Annotated in this window: 13 protein-coding genes and 1 other RNA gene; 11 read left to right on the top strand and 3 right to left on the bottom strand. The window is 68.0% G+C overall.

Annotated elements, in window-relative coordinates:
• Positions 1-264 precede the first annotated feature (264 nt).
• Both NE857_RS27950 and NE857_RS27945 read left to right on the top strand, forming a co-directional pair.
• Complete coding sequence (locus NE857_RS27950) at positions 265-1,428, top strand: pectate lyase family protein (RefSeq protein ID WP_254418347.1); 1,164 nt, start codon at positions 265-267, stop codon at positions 1,426-1,428.
• Between the two features lie 302 nt (positions 1,429-1,730).
• Positions 1,731-3,353, top strand: a complete 1,623-nt coding sequence (locus NE857_RS27945; RefSeq protein ID WP_254418346.1) for an alpha/beta fold hydrolase — start codon at positions 1,731-1,733, stop codon at positions 3,351-3,353.
• Positions 3,354-3,558: 205 nt separating this feature from the next.
• On the opposite strand, the gene NE857_RS27940 is transcribed toward NE857_RS27945, so the two are convergent.
• Complete coding sequence (locus NE857_RS27940) at positions 3,559-3,999, bottom strand: hypothetical protein (RefSeq protein ID WP_254418345.1); 441 nt, start codon at positions 3,997-3,999, stop codon at positions 3,559-3,561.
• A gap of 331 nt (positions 4,000-4,330) precedes the next feature.
• Here NE857_RS27940 and NE857_RS27935 point away from each other — a divergent pair, with 331 nt between their 5' ends.
• From NE857_RS27935 to ssrA, 8 genes are all read left to right on the top strand, one after another.
• Positions 4,331-5,026, top strand: coding sequence for an HAD family hydrolase (locus NE857_RS27935; protein ID WP_254418344.1), 696 nt, complete (start codon positions 4,331-4,333; stop codon positions 5,024-5,026).
• Between the two features lie 389 nt (positions 5,027-5,415).
• Entirely contained in the window at positions 5,416-10,290 is a 4,875-nt protein-coding gene (locus NE857_RS27930; RefSeq protein WP_254418343.1) for an NAD-glutamate dehydrogenase, read from the top strand.
• Positions 10,291-10,477: 187 nt separating this feature from the next.
• Positions 10,478-11,596 (top strand): peptide chain release factor 2, encoded by a 1,119-nt coding sequence (gene prfB / locus NE857_RS27925; protein WP_254418342.1) that lies wholly within the window; start codon positions 10,478-10,480, stop codon positions 11,594-11,596.
• Positions 11,597-11,985: 389 nt separating this feature from the next.
• On the top strand, positions 11,986-12,675 hold the full coding sequence (gene ftsE / locus NE857_RS27920) for a cell division ATP-binding protein FtsE (protein ID WP_017583283.1): 690 nt from the start codon (positions 11,986-11,988) through the stop codon (positions 12,673-12,675).
• Between the two features lie 125 nt (positions 12,676-12,800).
• Positions 12,801-13,712 (top strand): permease-like cell division protein FtsX, encoded by a 912-nt coding sequence (gene ftsX, locus NE857_RS27915; RefSeq protein ID WP_254418341.1) that lies wholly within the window; start codon positions 12,801-12,803, stop codon positions 13,710-13,712.
• Between the two features lie 82 nt (positions 13,713-13,794).
• Positions 13,795-14,259 carry an SsrA-binding protein SmpB gene (smpB, locus tag NE857_RS27910; RefSeq protein WP_184366044.1) on the top strand — a complete coding sequence of 155 codons (465 nt, stop codon included), beginning with the start codon at positions 13,795-13,797 and terminating at the stop codon, positions 14,257-14,259.
• 63 nt (positions 14,260-14,322) lie between these two features.
• Entirely contained in the window at positions 14,323-16,332 is a 2,010-nt protein-coding gene (locus NE857_RS27905) for a penicillin-binding transpeptidase domain-containing protein (protein WP_254418340.1), read from the top strand.
• 403 nt (positions 16,333-16,735) lie between these two features.
• Positions 16,736-17,107: a transfer-messenger RNA gene (gene ssrA / locus NE857_RS27900) on the top strand.
• Between the two features lie 219 nt (positions 17,108-17,326).
• Here the strand turns inward: ssrA and NE857_RS27895 are convergent.
• Positions 17,327-17,683 carry an ArsR/SmtB family transcription factor gene (locus tag NE857_RS27895; RefSeq protein ID WP_254418339.1) on the bottom strand — a complete coding sequence of 119 codons (357 nt, stop codon included), beginning with the start codon at positions 17,681-17,683 and terminating at the stop codon, positions 17,327-17,329.
• Positions 17,683-18,312, bottom strand: coding sequence for a DUF5937 family protein (locus tag NE857_RS27890; RefSeq protein WP_254418338.1), 630 nt, complete (start codon positions 18,310-18,312; stop codon positions 17,683-17,685). Before NE857_RS27890 ends, NE857_RS27895 begins: the two co-directional genes overlap by 1 nt.
• Before the next feature lie 77 nt (positions 18,313-18,389).
• Here NE857_RS27890 and NE857_RS27885 point away from each other — a divergent pair, with 77 nt between their 5' ends.
• The gene (locus tag NE857_RS27885) at positions 18,390-19,637 is read left to right on the top strand and encodes an MFS transporter (protein WP_254418337.1); all 1,248 of its coding nucleotides are present in this window, start codon (positions 18,390-18,392) and stop codon (positions 19,635-19,637) included.
• Positions 19,638-19,741: the final 104 nt, after the last annotated feature.

Raw genomic sequence — 19,741 nt, 5'->3', positions numbered from 1 at the left:
CCTGATCTTTCCTGCCATGACCTCGGTTGATTTCCTCCTGGAGGCTGGAATGGCAGGTTGCCCCGGAAAGTTTTCCGGAATGGCTGGTTTGCTTGGAAAAAGCTTTCCAGGTCCCTCTGGCCAGGGCGGTTTGACATTGGTTTGCCAGGTGGTACAGGATCCTTCGTTGACGCGAGGTATCGAACTGTTTCGAATTATCGCGCTTGCCGACGGCCTTTGTTTCATGACCCTCACTGCCCCGCTGCCGTCGGCAGAAAGGAATCCATGTTCACTCGGCAGAAGAGACCTGTCCTCCTCGGGCTGGCGGCCACCGCGAGCCTTGGCCTGTTCGCCGGAGCCTGGTTCTCGGTGTCCGGAAGCACTGAGAGCGGCGAGCTCACCGGCAACACCGACGCACTCGACGCCGCGACCGCCGCCGATCCGCTCAGTGACGTCCCGGTCGGTTACGCGTCGATGAACGGTGGCACCACCGGTGGTTTCGGCGGTGACACCGTCAACGAGTACCTGCTGAGCGAGTACTCCTCCTGGAGCGAGGAGAGCACCCCCGGCGAGGCGCTCTACGAGGTGCTCAAGGACCACATCCGGGCCGACTCCGACGAGGGCCTGGTCGTCTACGTCGACGTCACCGTCACCCCGGACCAGGTCGGCCAGGACAAGATCGACGTCAAGGACGTCTCCAACGTCTCCGTCCTGGGTGTGGGCGAGGACGGTCGGTTCGACGGGATCGGCTTCAAGGTCACCCGTTCGGAGAACGTCGTCTTCCGCAACCTGGCGATCCGCGACGTCTCCCAGGGCGAGGGCGACGCTCTGGAGGTGACCGAGAACAGTTCGAACGTGTGGATCGACCACAACGAGTTCAGCAGCCAGAAGGAGGGTGTCGACAAGGACTTCTACGACGGTCTGGTCGACATCAAGCACGGTTCGGAGTACGTGACCGTCTCCTGGAACAAGTTCGAGGACCACTGGAAGACCGCTCTGGTGGGTCACAACGACAACCCCAGCTCCGGTCCGGACCGGATCACCTACCACCACAACCTGTTCAGCAACCTGAACACCCGGGTGCCGCTGGTGCGCCACGCGGACGTGCACATGCTCAACAACGTGTTCCAGGACATCGACGGATCGGCGATCAACGCCCGGATGGGCGCCCGCGTCCTGGTCGAGGGCAACCACTTCGACAACGTCGGATCGGGTGAGGTGGACACCCACGCCGGTCAGATCCAGGGTCCGGTGGGCTGGTGGTACGGCAGTTCCGAGACCGGTTACTGGAACCTGGTCGACAACACCTTCGTGGACACCCCGTACGAGCACCTGGAGTCGACCACCGACTTCACGGTGCCCTACGAGTACGAGGCGCAGAGCCCCGAGGACGCCAAGACCGCCGTCGAAGCCGGTGCCGGAACCGGCGTGATCGACGTCCAGTCCTAGGAACTGGGAAAACAGTCCTGAGGGCTGAGAAACAGCCTTGAGGGCTGTGGGATAAAGCCGCATCGGGCGCCGAGGGCCGTGAAGGCCTTCGGCGCCTTTTCATGTCCCGGGAATCCGTGTCCCAGCAGCCAGGAGTTCCTGTCTCGGAAGGCAGAGCGAACACGAAGGAGGCGGAATCCCGGGGCAGCGGCCGGTTTACCCGGCAACGCCCGGGTATTCAGAGAACCGTCCACGGACCGAACGGCGATACCCCCGTTGTCTGCGATTCTCGTAGAAGAGCGTCGACCCCCTAGGAGAAGCGAATGAAGCGTGGAGCGCTGCTCCCCCTCATCCTCGTGCCAGGGCTAGCCATCCCCCTCATGGCACCGCCCGCCCTGGCCGACCCCCTCCCCCCGGCCCAGAACATCGACTGGGAGACCTGCGGGGAGGAGGAGAGTCCCGACGCCGAATGCGGCACCCTGACCGTCCCGATCGACTGGGACGACCCCGACGGCGAGATGATCGACCTCGCCCTGGCCCGTATCCCCGCTAGTGATCCCGACGCGCGCATCGGATCCCTGGTGATCAACCCCGGCGGTCCCGGCGGCTCCGGAGTGGGCTTCGCGCTCTTCGCGCAGGAGGTCTTCAGCCCCGAGGTCCTCGACAGGTTCGACATCGTCGGTTTCGACCCCCGCGGGGTCGGCGACAGCCACCCGGTCCTGTGCTCGCTCGAGATCTTGGAGGACGACCCCGGCTCCCTGTTCGACAACCGGGCTGGACTCGACGCGCGCGCCGCCTACAACGAGGATCTGCGCGAGGACTGCCGGGAGCACACCGGACCGCTGTACGACCACGTTGATTCCCTCAGCGTCGTGCACGACATGGAGGCGATCCGGGCCGCCCTGGGTGACGAACAGCTGTCGTTCTTCGGCGTCTCCTACGGAACGCTCATGGGCCAGCAGTACGCCGCTACCTATCCGGAACGGGTCCGCGCCGTCGTGCTCGACAGCGTGATGGACCACGACCTCGACACCCGCCAGTACCTGTCGACCCAGGCGGAGGCGGCACAGGACGCCTTCGACGCCTTCGTCGCCTGGTGTGAGGACAGCACCCAGTGCGAACTGAACGGGCAGGACCCGCGGGCGGTGTGGACGGATCTGCTGAAGCGCGCTGACGCGGGCGAGCTCCTCATGGAGGGCCCCGAGGGTTCGGGGGAGGTGACCGCGGAGGGCCTCATCGGCATGGCGTTCTCCTCCGGCTACGGGCCGGGCTGGCATGACTTCGCCTCGACGCTGGCGTGGTTGGACGATCCGGACAACAACGAGCTTCCGGTGGTGGACGACGATCCGGCTGAGTCCGCTGACGGTCCGGCGGGGGCCGCGGGGGCCGCCGACGAGATCCCCGACGGTTTGGTGCCCTACGCCTACCCGGCGGTGCTGTGCAACGACTACGGCCTCCCGGTGCGCGGCTACGGCGACTGGAGGGCGCTCATGCGCAGCGGCGAGCGGCTCGTCGCCCCCGACGTGCGCTACGGCATGCTCGCGGTCGACGACCTCGCCAACTGCCTCGGGCAGACGGATGTGCGCAACCCCCAGGCCCCGACCGACGTGAGCGGCAGCGAGCCCCTGATGGTCATCAACTCGCTGCACGATCCGGCCACCGGGTACAACTGGGCGGTCAACCTGGCCGACCAGCTCGGCGACGACGGCGTGCTCGTCACCTACGAGGGCGCCGGTCACGGTGTCTACGGCCGTACCGACTGCACCACCGAGGTCGTGGACGACTACCTGATCCACCAGAAGCTGCCCGCGGAGGGAACCCGCTGCGAGGCGGCCCCGGTCGACTTCGAGGAGCCCCTGCCGCTCCTGGAGGCGGTGCCTGATCCCGACGTCGAGTCGGTCGCCGACGTCCTGAGCCGGGCCCGGGGCGGGGACGGCCGGGAGTAGCCCGGAACAGCGGCCCACGGGGGCCGGGAGCGTGGTTTCGCGCTCCCGGCTTCCTCCCCGCGGGGCCTCCCGAGTGGGTGGCCTGCGCCCAGTTGATCACCGCGCGCCCCTCGCACGTCTGAGCTGAACCGAGTACTCGGCCCGGCCGGTGTCCAACCCGGCCGGGCCGTTGCTTCTGCATCTCACCACTCGCCCGTGATCGGGCTCAGCGGGAGTCCCCCTCATATGGGCCCTTCTCCAGCGAGCCCTGGTTGATCGTGACGAACTCGCCCTCCGGGGCGCACTCCTCGGGCAGGTCGGGCGCCTCGTCCAGCTCCGAAGCGCTCGTGTAGGAGCCTCCGGCCGTGAAGGAGTCCCCGTCCACGAGTTCGCCCGCCTCGGGATCGGTGACACCGATCCGCCCGTCCTCGTTCAGGGGCTCGACGTCGCTCGGCCAGATCGGAGCCGACACCCCTGCCGACTCACCCGTCTCGATGTCGATCGAGCGCACGACTAGACAACCGTGTTCGGACAGGTACTCCAGGCGCAGGTTGAGGAGCATGTCCCGCGCAACGGAGAAGTCGTGCACGACGATCCGCGGGTCGTCGCCGACGACCGCGGTCCCGCCGGGTTCCGGGCCGCCGGAGGAGCAGGCGACCAGGCTCACCGAAACCGCTGCGAACAGGCATAACCGCCAGGGGGTGGTCACAGAAACGCCTTTCCACTGATCAGGGGTACCGGCCGCGGGTGAACGGCCGGAACGCGAAGGTGCGGGGCGCACCGCGCCCCACACGGGGGATCGCGCCCCACACGGGGGATAACGCCCGGGCCGCCGGTTCGGGTTCTGTTCGTCCCCGCTGTCCCGGCGGTCATCTCCTGGCCGGGTCCGGACTCCGTTTCCTCCCTGAATCTCCCATCCGGCACAATGGTGGGGTCCCCCCGACCCCGAATACCGAACCCCACCCCCGACCGCCGAGGAGTCAGCCATCAGCCGCCTGGTGCTATGGAACATCGACCTCACCCTCCTCGACGTGGGGCAGGTGATGAGGGCCGCCTACGCCGAGGCCTTCGAGAAGGTCACGGGCGAACCGCTGGTCTACCTGACCTCAGCCGCGGGCCGCACCGATTCGGAGATGTTCTTCGAGTTCTGTGCCCGCAACTACGTCGAACTGGAACCCGACAACGAGGTCCTGGGTGACTTCCTGGCCGCTCTGGAGACGGCTTTCGCCGCCCGGCACGACCAGCTCCTGTCCAAGGGCCGGGTCATGCCCGGCGCGGCCGCGTCCCTCGCAGCCGTGGCCTCGTTTCCGGACACCGTGCAGACCGTGGTCAGCGGGAGTACCCGCGCCAACGCCACCGCCAAGCTGGTCGCCTTCGGCCTGGACACCCACCTGAACCTGGCCGTGGGCGGGTTCGGTTCGGTGAACTACCCCAAGTCCAGCCTGATCCAGTCCATCCGCCTCCACGCCACCGGTGAGGGTGGTCGTGCCTACGCCGAGGAGGAGACGGTGTTCATCACCGGTTCCGCTCCGGACGTGCGCGCGGCGATGATCGGCGGGGCGATCCCGATCGCGGTGCTCAACGGTTCGACCACCGAGGGCCAGCTCCGGGAGGCCGGGGCACAGATCGTGCTTCCGGATCTCAGTGACCCCAGGGCCGTGATGACCGCCGTGCACCAGGCAACAGCTGGATAACGACCGCCAGCTACACTGGGGCCGCCGTGCGTTCCAGCGTCCACCGCAAGGTCTGCCGCAATCCGTTTCTAACAGTACGTAACCACCGTGTAACGGTGTTGGTCCTGTTCTCGGGCACGAAAAGCAGTAGCCTGGTCACGGTCCCCACGGAGTGGGGGCAGTGCAGAGGCAGGGACAACGACGTTCCAGCGCCTCGATTGACGCCACCTGTGCGCACAGGTACCAACCCAACCACCAACCTCGTGGGTCCCTTGCGGCCCAAGAGCCTCACGATAAGTCACAACACAGCACAGAAGTTCACAGGTCGACTGACGAGCCACACACGTCACATGACCGGGTGTTCTCCAAGCTCGCGTGCGACGTTGCTCACAAAGGAGTGAGAGATCCCTATGTCCGGGCAATCCGACGTCATCCTCCAGAAGCTGCTCAATGACGCGGCCTCCCGGTGGACCCCCGGGGACCGACTGAGCCCCGAGGCCGCCGACGCGGTCCGCCGTTTTCTCCCCCTCTACTACCGGCACACGGACCCCGAGGAGATCAGCGGGCGCAGCCCCGAACAGGTATGCGGGACCGCTGAGGCGCACCGCTCCTTCGGTGCCGAACGCGCTCCGGGACGGGCCAAGGTCAGGGTCTACACCCCCACCCTCGAACGCGACGGCTGGGAACAGCAGACCAGCATCGTCGAGATCGTCACCGACAACGCGCCCTTCCTCGTCTCCTCCGTGACCATGGCCCTCAGTGACCTGGGTGCCGGGGTGCGGCTGATCATCCACCCCCAGATGACCGTCGGCCGTGACCTGTCCGGACACCTCGTCGAGGTCGACCCGGAGATCGGCGGTGACGGCCTGCTGCCCACCGACGAGTCGTGGATGCACATCGAGATCGACCGGCAGAGCGACCCCGAGCGGGTCAAGGAGATCACCACCAGGCTGGAGCGCGTCCTCAACGACGTCCGCTACGTGGACGAGGACTCCGCGAAGATGAGCGACCGGGTCATCCGGATCGCCGACGAGCTCTCCGCCTACCCCGACCGCCTGGTCGCGGGCGGTGTCGACCCCCGCGAGATCGGCGAGAGCGTCGACTTCCTGCGCTGGATCGCCGGACGCCACTTCACCTTCATGGGCTACCGCGAGTACGCACTGGTCACCGACGAGAACGGTGACGACTCGCTGCGCCCCGAACCCGGCACGGGCCTGGGCATCCTGCGGATGGACTCGCCCGCCTCCACCAGCTTCGCGGCCCTGCCCCCGGAGATCCGTGCCAAGGCCCGCGAGCCCTTCGTCCTGGTGCTCACCAAGGCCAACTCCCGTGCCACCGTCTACCGGCCCAAGTACCTGGACTACATCAGCGCCAAGAAGTTCGACGCCCAGGGCAACATCGTCGGCGAGCGCCGCTTCCTCGGGCTCTTCACCTCCCAGGCCAACACCAGCAGCATCGCCCAGATCCCCATCCTGCGCCGCAAGCAGGCCGAGGTCCTGGCCCTGGCCGGGTTCGAGGCCGACAGCTACGACGGCAAGGACCTCATCGAGCTCCTGGAGACCTTCCCGCGCGAGGAACTCCTCCAGATCCCCGTGGGCGAGCTCTACAGCATCGTGCGCGGCGTCATGCGCCTGCGCGACCGCCGCGGCACCAAGCTGTTCATGCGCCGCGACCCCTACGGCGGCCGGTACATGTCCTGCTTCGTGTACATGCCGCGCGACGAGTACAGCACCCAGGTGCGCCTCGACATCCAGAAGGTCCTGGCGGAGGCCTTCCAGGGCGCCACCATGGACCACAACGTGATGATCGGCGCCGCCCCGCTCGCGCGGCTGTACCTGGTGGCCCGCGCCCAGCCCGGCCGGACCCTCGCCGACATCGACCAGGTGGCCCTGGAGGAGAAGGTCCGCCAGGCCGCCCGCTCCTGGGACGCGGACTTCGACGACGCCCTCGTCGACGCGTTCGGCCCCACCCGCGCCACCACGCTCAAGGAACGCTACGGCCCTGGGCTCACCGAGGCCTACAAGGTCGACAACGGCCCCGTGGTGGCCGCCCAGGACATCGCCCGGATCGAGGGGCTGCTCCAGCGCGCCGCGCCGGACGCCCGCCAGGGCGAGTTCTCGGCCAGCCTCTACCAGCCCGAGGGCGCGGACGCCACGACCTGGCGGTTCCGCCTGGCCCGGATCGGCGACCCCATCTCGCTGTCCCGCGTGCTGCCCGTCCTGGAGCACCTGGGCATCGAGGTCATCGACGAACTGCCCTACGACATCACCGTCGACGGGGTCGGCCGCGTCTGGATCTACGACTTCGGCCTCGGCCCGCTGGAAGCCTCCGACTTGTCTCCGGCCCGCATGAAGTCGCTCTTCGAGGAAGCCTTCGACGCCTCCTGGCGCGACCTGGGAGAGTCCGACCGGTTCAACGCCCTGGTGGTGCGCGCCGGACTGGACTGGCGCCAGCTCACCGTCCTGCGCGCCTACGCCAAGTACCTGCGGCAGACCGGTTCCACCTTCACCCCCGACTTCCTGGCCGACGTCCTGGTCGCCAACGTCGGGATCGCCAACCTGCTCGTGGAGCTCTTCGAGGCCCGCTTCGACCCGGACCAGCCCGACGAGGGCCGCGACGAGCGCGCCGGCACCCTCGTGGCCAAGATCGAGAGCGAGCTGGAGGCCGTGGCCAGCCTGGACCACGACCGCATCCTGCGTTCGTTCCTGGCGGTCATCCGGGCCACCCTGCGCACCAACCACTACCAGCACGGCTCCCAGAGCCGCCTGGTGTTCAAGCTCAACCCGCAGGAGATCCCGGACCTGCCGCACCCGCGGCCCCGGTTCGAGATGTACGTCTACTCGCCGCGCGTGGAGGGCGTCCACCTGCGCTTCGGCTCCGTTGCCCGCGGCGGCCTGCGCTGGTCGGACCGGTTCGAGGACTTCCGTACCGAGATCCTCGGCCTGGTCAAGGCGCAGATGGTCAAGAACTCCGTGATCGTGCCCAGCGGCGCCAAGGGCGGGTTCGTCTGCAAGCGCCTGCCCTCGGGCGGCGGCCGCGAGGAGGTGATGGCCGAGGTCGTCTCCTGCTACAAGCAGTTCATCAGCGCCCTGCTGGACGTCACCGACAACCTCGTCGACGGCCAGATCGTGCACCCCGAGCGCACCGTCCTGCACGACAGCGATGACTCCTACCTGGTGGTCGCCGCAGACAAGGGCACCGCGACCTTCTCCGACATCGCCAACGGCATCTCCAAGGAGCGCGGCTTCTGGCTGGGCGACGCCTTCGCCAGCGGCGGCTCGGTCGGCTACGACCACAAGGCGATGGGCATCACCGCCCGCGGCGCCTGGGAGTCGGTCAAGTACAACTTCCGCGAGATGGGCGTCAACGTCCAGGAAGAGCCCTTCACCGTCGTCGGCATCGGCGACATGTCCGGTGACGTGTTCGGCAACGGCATGCTGCTGTCCAAGCAGATCAAGCTGGTCGCCGCCTTCGACCACCGGCACGTCTTCCTCGACCCGAACCCGGACCCCGCCGTCTCCTGGACCGAGCGCGAGCGCGTGTTCCGCCTCCCGCGCAGCACCTGGGAGGACTACTCCGCCGACCTCATCTCCGAGGGCGGCGGCGTGCACCCGCGCACGGCCAAGTCCATCCCGATCACCCCGCAGGTCCGCGAGGCCCTGGGCATCGAGGAGGGCATGACCGCGCTCACCCCGAACGAGCTCATCCAGCACGTGCTCACCGCGCCGGTGGACCTGCTCTGGAACGGCGGCATCGGCACCTACGTCAAGGCCAGCGGCCAGACCCACGCCGAGGTGGGCGACAAGGCCAACGACCAGGTCCGCGTGGACGCCACCCAGTTGCGGGTGAAGGTGGTCGGCGAAGGCGGAAACCTGGGCCTGACCCAGCCCGCCCGGATCGAGTTCGCCCGTGAGGGCGGCCGGGTCAACAGTGACTTCATCGACAACTCCGCCGGTGTGGACACCTCCGACCACGAGGTCAACATCAAGATCATGCTGGATCGCGAGGTGCGGGCCGGCGAGCTGGCCCAGGCCGACCGCGACCAGCTGTTCATCGACATGACCGACGAGGTCGCCTCGCTCGTCCTGGACAACAACTACGCCCAGAACACCGTGCTGGCCGCCGCGCGCATGCAGACCCACGAGATGCTGCACGTCCACGGCCGCTACATGCGCCACCTGGAGCGCACCAAGGTCCTCAAGCGCAAGCAGGAGGACCTGCCCTCCGACAAGGCGATCGCCGAGCGGCGCTCCCAGGGCAAGGGGCTGACCGGCCCCGAGTTCGCGACGCTGCTCTCCTACACCAAGATCAGCCTCAAGGAGCAGATCGGCCTGTCCGACCTGGCCGAGGACCCCTACCTGGCGTCGACCCTGACGGACTACTTCCCGACGCCGCTGCGCTCGGACCGCTTCGCCGACGAGGTCGCCTCGCACCCGCTGCGCCGGGAGATCATCGTCAACCAGGTGACCAACCAGATGGTCAACCGGTCCGGGATCACCTACGCGTTCCGCCTCAACGAGGAGCTGGGCTCCAGCGCCGCGGACATCGCCCGCGCCTACCTGGTGACCCAGGAGGTCCTCGGCCTGCCCAAGTTCTGGGGCGAGATCGAGGAGCTGGACCACGAGATCTCCGTGGACAGCCAGCTGCTGCTGTTGCTGGAGATCCGCAAGCTCGCCGAGCGCTCCGCCCGGTGGCTGCTGCGCAACCGCACCTTCCCGTTCGACCTCAGCAGTGAGATCGGCTTCTTCGCCGAGGGTGTGGGGGAGGTACTGCCCCAGCTCCACGAGCTGCTGCGCGGCCGGGACCGGGAGGCCTTCGAGGAGCGCCGCGACCGCTACACCTCGCTGGGCGTGCCCGCCGGGCTGGCCGAGCGGATCGCGGTCATGGTGCCCGCCTACTCCACGCTGGACCTGGTGGAGATCGCGCACCGCACCGGCCAACCGGTGGGCCGGGTCGCCAGCCTGTACTTCGAGCTGGCCGACCGGTTCAACATCAGCTGGTGGCGTGAGCGGATCATCGACCTGCCGCGGGACGACCGCTGGGGCACGATGGCTCGTTCGGCGCTGCGCGACGACCTGTACACGGCGCACGCGGACCTGACCAGTCGTGTCCTGGAGTCGGGTTCGGCCGAGTCCAACACCGAGCTGATCGCCGAGTGGGCCGAGCAGAACGAGGCCGCGGTGCAGCGCGCCGGGATCACGCTCTCGGAGATCCAGGAGAACGAGCGCTTCGACCTGGCCACCCTGTCGGTGGCGCTGCGGTCGATCCGCTCCCTGGTCGACTAGGGGTGCCGGGCTCTGGGCCCGGGACACGCAGGAGGAGCCGGAGGGGCGTACGGGGGACCGTGCGCCCCGCCCGGCGTGCTCGGGGCAGTCGGGGAGCGTTCGGGGAGTGGCCGGGTGGCCGGTTCGGCGGCGCCGTGTAAGGCCGCGGATGGGGTTTGCCCTTTCACTGGGTCCTACACTGGGTTCCGTGGCAGAACTGGACCCAGCAGAGAAGATCAAGGAACTCGCGGCGACCCTGGCGAGTGTGACCGCCGTGTTGGACCTGGAGGCGATGCAGACCCAGATCGCCGAACTGCGTGAGCAGTCCGCGGACCCCGAGCTGTGGGCCGACCAGGGCAACGCGCAGAAGGTGACACGCAAGCTCTCCGGCCTGGAGTCCATGGTCAACAAGGTCAACGGCATCGAGCAGCGCCTCGACGACCTCGGGGTGCTCTTCGAGCTCGCCGAGGCCGAGGACGACGCCGACACCAAGACCGAGGCCGACCGTGAGCTCGAGCAGCTCCGCAAGGAGATCGGTGAGCTGGAGGTGCGCACGCTCCTCAACGGGCCGCACGACGAGAGCGAAGCCATCGTCACCATCAACTCCCAGGCGGGCGGCGTCGACGCCGCCGACTGGGCGCAGATGCTCCAGCGCATGTACCTGCGCTGGGCGGAACGGCATGGATATCCCACGGAGGTCTACGAGACCTCCTACGCGGAGGAGGCGGGCATCAAGTCCACCTCGTTCGCTGTCAAGTCACCCTTCGCCTACGGCACCCTGAGGGGCGAGCACGGCACCCACCGGCTGGTGCGCATCTCGCCCTTCGACAACCAGAACCGGCGCCAGACCTCGTTCGCGGGCGTGGACGTCGTCCCGATGGTGGAGCAGAGCGACCACGTCGACATCGACGAGACCGAGCTGAGGGTGGACGTGTACCGCTCCAGCGGCCCCGGCGGTCAGGGCGTCAACACCACGGACTCCGCGGTGCGCATCACTCACCTGCCCACCGGCATCGTGGTCTCCTGCCAGAACGAGCGTTCGCAGCTGCAGAACAAGGCGACCGCGATGACGATGCTCCAGGCCAAGCTCCTGGCCCGCAAGCGGCTGGAGGAGCAGGCCGCCCTGGACGAGATCCGGGGCGACTCGGTGAGCAGCTGGGGCACCCAGATGCGCAACTACGTGCTGCACCCGTACCAGAGCGTCAAGGACGTGCGGACCGGCGCCGAGACCGGCAACACCTCGGGTGTCCTGGACGGCGAGATCGACGCCTTCATCGACGCCGAGATCCGATGGATGCGCAGCCGGGAGAAGAACGAGCAGAGCTGACCCGCGGAGTTCTCCCCGCGCTTGTGTCCCCGTCGCCGTCGCGTGCTGTCCCCGCCCGCGCGGGCGGGGACACGCCCGGTCGCGGGTGGGGGACCCAGGGTGAGTGAACTGGCGCTGAGGTGCCCTCGTGTCCCCATGGTAACGCCCACGTCTCCGCAGTTTTACCGAAACTGCTATATGTGAACGTTATCATCGGTTGACACCTCCGATATGCTCGTGGCTGTTGTCCGATAGTGCTCTGATCTCCACAGATCTCGCGGGTGCGACGGGACCTGGACAATCCGGGCTCCTGTCCCCTCTAAACTGTCGGTGGCCATGCGGCCGGTACGATCCCGTACGGAGCTCAATCCGCCGGGTGCCCATACCTTCGAGAGCCTTGTGATGCGCCTGTGATCCACTTCGATAACGTCACCAAGCTGTACCCGACTCAGAAGCGCCCCGCGCTCGACGGTGTTTCCATCGACGTGGACAAGGGCGAGTTCGTCTTCCTGGTCGGCCCGTCCGGCTCGGGCAAGTCGACCTTCCTCCGGCTGGTGCTGAAGGAGGAGAAGCCCAACTCCGGGCACGTGCACGTCGCGGGCAAGGACCTCGCCAAGCTCTCGAACTGGAAGGTTCCGCACCTGCGCCGCCGCATCGGATGCGTCTTCCAGGACTTCCGTCTGCTGCCGAACAAGAACGTCTTCGAGAACGTCGCCTTCGCGTTGGAGGTCATCGGCAAGCCCCGACGGTTCATCCGGAAGGTCGTGCCCGAGGTCGTCGAGCTCGTCGGCCTCGAAGGCAAGGCCGGTCGTATGCCCGGAGAGCTCTCCGGTGGTGAGCAGCAGCGCGTGGCCATCGCCCGCGCCTTCGTCAACCGCCCGCAGATCCTGCTGGCCGACGAGCCCACCGGAAACATCGACCCGGCTACCTCCATCGGCATCATGAAGGTGCTGGACCGAATCAACCGCACGGGCACCACCGTCGTCATGGCGACCCACGACGCCGCCATCGTCGACTCCATGCGCAAGCGCGTGATCGAGCTTGAAGAGGGCTTGGTAGTGCGCGACCAGACGCGCGGCGTCTACGGCCAGGCGTACTGACCTCTGGCACGTCGTCGCCGGGCGGTCGGTCGGCGACCGCGAGACAATCGGACGGCCGCGAGACAACGGGCGATCGCGAGACCACCGGCACGGCGAAGCCCCGAAGGATGGACCTTTAACAGATCATGCGAGCACAATTCGTTCTCTCCGAGACGTGGATCGGCCTACGTCGCAACCTGACGATGACCATCGCCGTCATCACGACGGTGGCTATCTCCCTCGCCTTGTTCGGTGCCGGTCTGCTGGTCAACCAGCAGGTCTCCGAGATGCGCAACTACTGGGACCAGCGGATCACGCTGACCATCTACATGTGCAACGAGATCTCGCCGACCGCGGCCTGCCAGGAGAACGGCGCCGCGGATGCCGCTGACCGCGAAGCCCTCGAAGCGCAGTTGGACTCGCTGGCCGAGGTCGAGGAGTACCGCTACCTGACCGCAGCCGAGGCCTGGGCCGACTTCCAGGAGCGCATCGGCTCCTCGAACGAGGCGCTCGCCGAGGCCGCCCAGGAAGGTGACATCCCGGAGAACTACCGGGTGCAGCTCACCAACCCCGACCACTACGACACCGTGCGCGACGCTGTCGACGGTGCGGACGGTGTCGACTCCGTCTCCAACGACCAGCGCGTCCTCGAACAGTTCTTCGGGCTGCTCGACGGGCTCAAGTGGGCAGCCCTGGTGGTCGCCGGCGTCCAGCTGGCCGCCGCGGCGCTGCTGATCGGCAACACCATCCGGCTGTCGGCCTACAGCCGCCGCCGGGAGACCGGCATCATGCGCCTGGTCGGCGCGTCGAACTTCTACATCCAGCTGCCCTTCCTCCTGGAGGGGGCCATCGCCGGTCTGATCGGTGGTGTGATCGCGTCCGGGTTCATCGTGGCCACCAGGTTCACGCTGCTCACCCAGATCGAGGACTGGTTCCAGTTCGACGTGGCACTGGGCACTGGCGCACTGCTGTACGTCATCGGTGTATCGATGATCCTCGGTGTGCTCCTGTGCACCGTGACCTCGTTCCTCACCCTGCGCCGCTACCTGAAGGTCTGACGGGTCACCGCCGGACACGGGCGGGCGCCGGGTACCGGGGGGCCACACGCGTGGCCCCCCGGACGTATGAAGGGATACAACCGTGGCCAAGGAAACCGGGCGGAAGCTGATCGCCCAGAACCGCCGGGCCCGGCACGAATACCACCTCGACGAGACCTACGAGGCCGGGATGGTCCTGACCGGTACCGAGGTGAAGTCCCTCAGAGAGGGGCGCGCCTCGCTCGTGGACGGCTTCGCGCACATCCACGACGGTGAGGTGTGGCTCGAGGGCGTGCACATCCCGGAGTACTCACAGGGCACCTGGACCAACCACTCGGCCCGCAGATCACGTAAGCTACTCCTGCACCGCGAGCAGATCTCCCGGCTGATCGGTAAGACCCGAGAGCCCGGCCGCACGCTGGTTCCGCTGTCCCTGTACTTCAGTGACGGCCGGGCCAAGGTCGAGATCGCTCTGGCTCGCGGTAAGCGTGAGTACGACAAGCGCCATGCCATCGCCGAACGTGAGGCCAAGCGTGACATGGAACGCGCGCTTCGCCGCCGTCGTTGAGCACTCCTCGGCCGTCGTCCCCACTGGGTGACACGGCCGGGGCGCCTGAAAGGAACACATAAGGTGTCCCCCCGTCCCCTCGGCCGCAGGATCGCGGCCGTCAGCAGTGGCCTGATCGTCGCCCTGAGTCTCGCGGCGTGTACGACCCACCCCAGCCCGGAGGTGGCTGTCAGGTCCTTCCTGCTCGCCTGGCAGGACGGGAACTACGCCGAGGCCGCCCGCCACACCACCGGTGACCCGGCGCAAGTGGAGCAGGCGCTGGCCGACGTACACGATCAGCTCGACCTCGCCTCCATCCGGTTCGATCTCGGGCAGATCGCCACGGAGAGCGGGACCGCGAACGCCGAGTTCGGCGTCAACGCGGACCTGGGCATCGGCGACCCGATGTGGAACTACACCGGCCAGATGTCCCTGACCAATGGTGCTGCGGGCTGGCAGATCGACTGGTCGCCGAGCGTCATCCACCCTGAACTGGGCGAGGGCGAGCGCCTCGCTGTCAGCTACGAGATCGAGGAACGCGGCCAGATCCTCGACCGGTCGGGTGAGCCCCTGGTCGCCGCGGACAGCGTCACCGCCTTCGGGGTACTGCCCGCCGACATGGAGGACAAGGAAGCGGGCGTCACCGAGCTCGCCGAGCTCCTCGACGAGGACCCCGACCCGCTGCTCAACCGGGTGCGCTCCGCCCCGCCCGAGCAGTTCCAGCCGCTCGTGCTCATGCGCGACGCCGACAACTCCCTCCTGCGTGAGGCCGGGAACATCGCCGGCGTCGACACGCAGGAGATCGAGGTCAACCTCTCGCCGCGGGTCGCCCCCTTCCTGCTCGGCGAGGTCGCGGGCACCGCGGAGCACCGGGTCTCGTCGCGGGTGGCCGGCCCCTACCAGGCCGGTGACACGGTGGGTCTGAGCGGTCTGCAGAACATCTTCCAGCAGGAGCTCGCCGGTACGGCCACCACACAGGTGGTGAGCCTGGGTGAGGACGGCGAGCAGACCGACGTCCTGGAGTCCTGGGAGGGTGTGCGCAGCGGCGGCATCGAGACCACCCTGGACCTGGCTGTTCAGAGCGCGGCCGAGAACGCCCTGGAGACGGTTCCCGGTGATGGGTACATCGTCGCGGTGGACACCTCGAGCGGAGAGGTCCTGGCCGCGGCCAACGCTTCTGGCAGCGTGACCGACGACGGGGCCTTCACCGGTTCCTACGCCCCGGGCGGCACGTTCACCATGGTGTCGGCCCTGGCGGCCCTGGACAGCGGCGCGGTCACCGCGGACAGCGAGATGCCCTGCGGCTGGCAGTCCGAGATCGGTGACCAGACATTCACCAACCCCAGCGGGGGCTCCGTCGTGGAGGGCCCCACACTGGTGCGGAACATGGCCTACCTGTGCACGGTCGGCTTCGTGGACGTCGCGTCGGAGGTGGGTGCCGGGGCCATCACGGAGGCCGCGACCCAGTTGGGCATGGGTGCCGACTGGCAGCTTCCGCTGCCGGTCTCCTCGGGTGCGGTGGACATCGCCGATGGTGACGAAGCCGAGGTGGCCGCCGCGATGGTGGGCGACCACGGTGTCCAGGTGAGCCCGCTCTCCATGGCGCTGGCCGCGGGGGCTGTCGCTGACGGCTCCTGGCACGGGCCCACTCTGGTGCGGGAAGAGGGGCCTGCTCCCGCCGGTACCAACGAGCTCGACGAGGCCCACCTGGAGGTGGTCCGTGAAGGGCTGCGCGACGCGGTGAGCCTGCGCATCCCCGAGATGAACGTCGGCGAGGAGCAGGTCTTCGGTCAGGCCGCCCGTGCGGAGCAGGGTGACACCGCCCTGCACTGGTTCGTGGGTTACCAGGGCGACGTCGCCTTCGCGGTGCTCGCCGAGGTCGACCCCGAGACGAGCCTGTGGCAGCAGTACGCGGTCACCGCGGCGACCAGTTTCCTCAACGGTCTGGCTCATGGGAGCGCTGAGGGCGAGGGCCTCCTGGGTGAGGAGGTCCCGGAGCTGCCGGTGGACGCTCCGGTCGAGGGTGAGCTGAACGCTCCGGTCGAGGGTGCCGCGGGCGAGATGAACCCTGAAGCGGACCTGACGGGGAACTGACCCGAACAGCCGAGAAGGCACTGCTGAAAAAGACGCCGCCGGAGCAACCTATGGGTGCCCCGGCGGCGTCTTCTTCAATAACTGGGGCCGCCACAGGGGGTAGCGGACCAGTACTGAGACAGGACCTCATCTCGGGGGAGGCCCTGTCGGTTCCCAAGGTCGGCCCCGACCCTGGCCGACCGCCCCCGTGAGTTGCGTAGACCTCTCTTGCGTCCGCCTCACGGGGGTTTCTCCCTGTCCGGGGCCTGACCGCCAGGTTTTTTGCCTGCGCCGGGAATGAGCTTGGTGCCCACACTGTTCAACAGGTAGAGTGAGAAACACGCGAGTGTTCGCTCACTCGCATGTCGACCACCAAGAGCTGTTGGATCACCCTCGGGTGACAGGTGGTCTTGACAATTTCACAGGGGGTGATCGGTTTCGACTTCGGTAGTCGTTCCAGGGGAAGCGGGTCGAGGGTTGCGTTTGTGACCTCGTTAATCCTGCATTCGCGTAAATTCAAGTGCCAATTCCAAGCGCACTGAGTTCGCTCTCGCTGCCTAAGCGATTGTGACTCTGTCGGTCCGGGCTCGTCATCGGCTCGGGACCCGGCACCATTTAGATGACTCACCGCTCAGATCAGGCCACGGGGCCTGAGTGGGAAATTTTCGTGGCTGGGCCCGTCAGCGATGTGTCTGTACAAGCGCTGGGGCCGAGTAGAACGACACTACAGACTGCGCCCGGAGAAGCCCTGGCTCGGTGCTGAAGGACGCGGGTTCGATTCCCGCCACCTCCACGAGTAACGGACCGCTGTGCGGGGGACGAAGTCCCCTGTGCGGCGGTCCGTTCTTTTTTTCAGAGGGCTCCCAGGCGTGATCTTGCTACCAGAAGCGAAATCGGCGCCGATCTCGCTTCTGGTAGCAAGATCATCCAAGGTGAGCAAGACAAGGGGCCCAACCCCGGTGGTGCGGGCCCGCCGAAGAAGGCATCGTTTCCGGGGCACGCTTGGATGTTCCGCTCAGAGCGGGGAGCGCTCCGCGACCAGCGCACTCCCCAGCGGTGAGCGGGTGTAGAAGACCTCGCGGCCCACGCGCCAGGATTCCAGGAGGCCCGCGTCCCTCAGCGCGGTCAGGCTGGCGGAGGCCGTGGCCGGGGCGAGATCGAGGGTCCTGGCGAGGTCGCGAGTGGTCTGCGGGGTGTTCAGGCGGGTCAGGATGCGGGCGCGGGTGCGCCCCATCACCTTCGCGAGGGCTTCGGGTGGGCTGCCCGTGGTCGTCCACAGGTCGCCCACGCCTCGGGCGGGGTAGACGAGGGTGGGCTGCCAGGGTTCCTCGCTGATGAGGATCAGCTCCGGCCAGATGAAGGCGCTCGGCATCAGGACCAGGCCCCGGTTGCCCAGGTGGAGTCTTTCGGGGGCGGAGGGCCGGGCATGTTCAGGGTGTCGCCCTCCCAACGCAGGCGGTCGTCCAGGCCCGTCATGAGTGCTTCCAGGCCTTCGAGGGCGAGCACGCGGGAGCGCAGGGCGATGTCGGCGTCCAAGAGGGACCGCAGACGCGGCCAGTGCGGTCGGACCAGGTCGTTCCAGCAGCTGGTGAGCAGGTCCGCCATGGTGTCTCGGGTGGCGGCGGGGTCGCTGAGAAGCGGTTCCGTCGTCGCTGGCGGGAGGCGGCGGTGCGGGGCGAGCAGGCTCAGGCGTAGTTCGTGGTCCACCCGGTCGGGCGAGGTGGCCCGCAGGCGTGCGATTCCGTCCTCGAAGCTGGTCAGCGGGGAGTCCGGCGGGGGAGTGAGGAAGTCCGGCACGTAGCCCGGGCGGGGGAGGAGCAGCCGGATCGGGGTGAGATCGAGCTGCTCGGGGAGCCTGGCAGCGCGGAGCCAGGGCAGATGGAAGCTCTGCCGGTGCGGTTCGAACAGGGTGTGCACGGCGGCGAGGGTCTCCCAGAGCGGGGAGACGGCGAACCGGCAGCGCAGCAGGTCCTCGTGCTCGAAGACGACCTGGCCTGGCATGTGCGTTCACCTCCCAGCTGGATTCGAAGATAGCCGAATCTGTTGAGGCGGGTGCGTCGCGGGCCCAGGGTGGGCCCATGTCCTCCTCTTTTCGTCGGGTGCTGTCCGTGCCCGAGTTCCGTGTCCTCTTCCTCGCGGAGATCCTGTCGATTCTGGCACTGGTCGCGGTTCAGATCACCCTGTCCGTGCTGATCTTCGAGCGCACCGGTTCGCCGTTGCTGTCCGCGCTGGCCTTCGCCCTGGGGTTCCTGCCGCAGCTGGTCGGGGCCTCGTTGTTGTCGTCGGTCGCCGACCGTTTCCCCGCGCGCCGGGTGATGGTGATCGCGCAGCTGGTCAGCGGTGCGGTGATGGCGTGCATGGCGGTGCCCGGTACGCCGGTGTGGGTGATGCTGGCGCTGCTGGTGGTGAGCGGCACGGTCGCGCCCGTGTACTCGGGGGCGAGGTCGGCCGCGATCGCGGACGTGCTGGACCGGGACGGGTTCCCGCTGGGGCGTTCGCTGCTGCGGATGGCCGCGCAGACCGCACAGATCGCCGGGTTCTCCTTCGGCGGGGTGCTGATGCTGGCCACCTCACCGGCCGCGGCACTGCTGGTCGCCGCGGCGCTGATGGCCGTCTCGGGGCTGCTGGTGGGGATGGGGACGCGGGCACGGCCGGGCCGGGAGGTCGCGGGCGGGCTGGTCGGTTCCTCATGGGGCGGGGTACGCGAGGCCTTCCGACTTCCCCGGCTGCGGGCGGTCTTCCTGCTCACCTGGGTTCCGGCGTCGCTCTTCGTGTGGTCCGAGGCCCTGGCCGCCCCACTGGCGGCGGGGATGGGCGGTGGTCCGATGCTGGTCGCGATGCTGCTGACCGCCGGGCCGGTGGGCACGGTGGCGGGTGAGCTGCTGGCGGGTGCTGTGCTCACCGCCGAGCAGCGGCGGCGCTGGATGCTGCCGCTGGCCTGCGCCACCTTCGTTCCGTCCCTGCTGTTCCTGCTGAACCCGGGGCCGGTGCTGGCGGTGGTGGCGCTGGTGGTGGGCGCGCTCGGGTACGGCTACACGCTGGCCCTGGACGCGCTTCTGTTGGAGGCGACCCCGGAGGAGATGCGCGGGCGGGTGTTCTCGGTGGCTTCGGCGGGACTGATGATCACCCAGGGGGCGGGGTTCGCCCTGGCCGGGGCGGTGGCGGAGTTCGTGCCCCCGCACCTGGCGGTGGCCCTCGCGGGGGTGGGTGGACTGGTCGCGGTGGCGGTGTTCGGGCGGCGGTTCACGCGCAGGAGCGGCCAGTGTGGGGGAGTCCGTGTGGTCGGCTGGCCCGTGGGCGGACCCCGTCGGCATGACGTTTCCTGATGTGCGGAGTATCGAACCCTTTGGTGGCTAAAGTCACTTTTGTGCCAGAAGTGTTAATGAAAACGGTTATCGTCGGCTATTCTTTGGCCTCTCGGTCGCGGGTT

This window comes from Nocardiopsis exhalans (genome assembly GCF_024134545.1).
GTDB lineage: Bacteria > Actinomycetota > Actinomycetes > Streptosporangiales > Streptosporangiaceae > Nocardiopsis > Nocardiopsis exhalans.
Note: the sequence above shows the minus strand (reverse complement) of the source record. Positions and strands in the feature narration are given on the sequence as shown.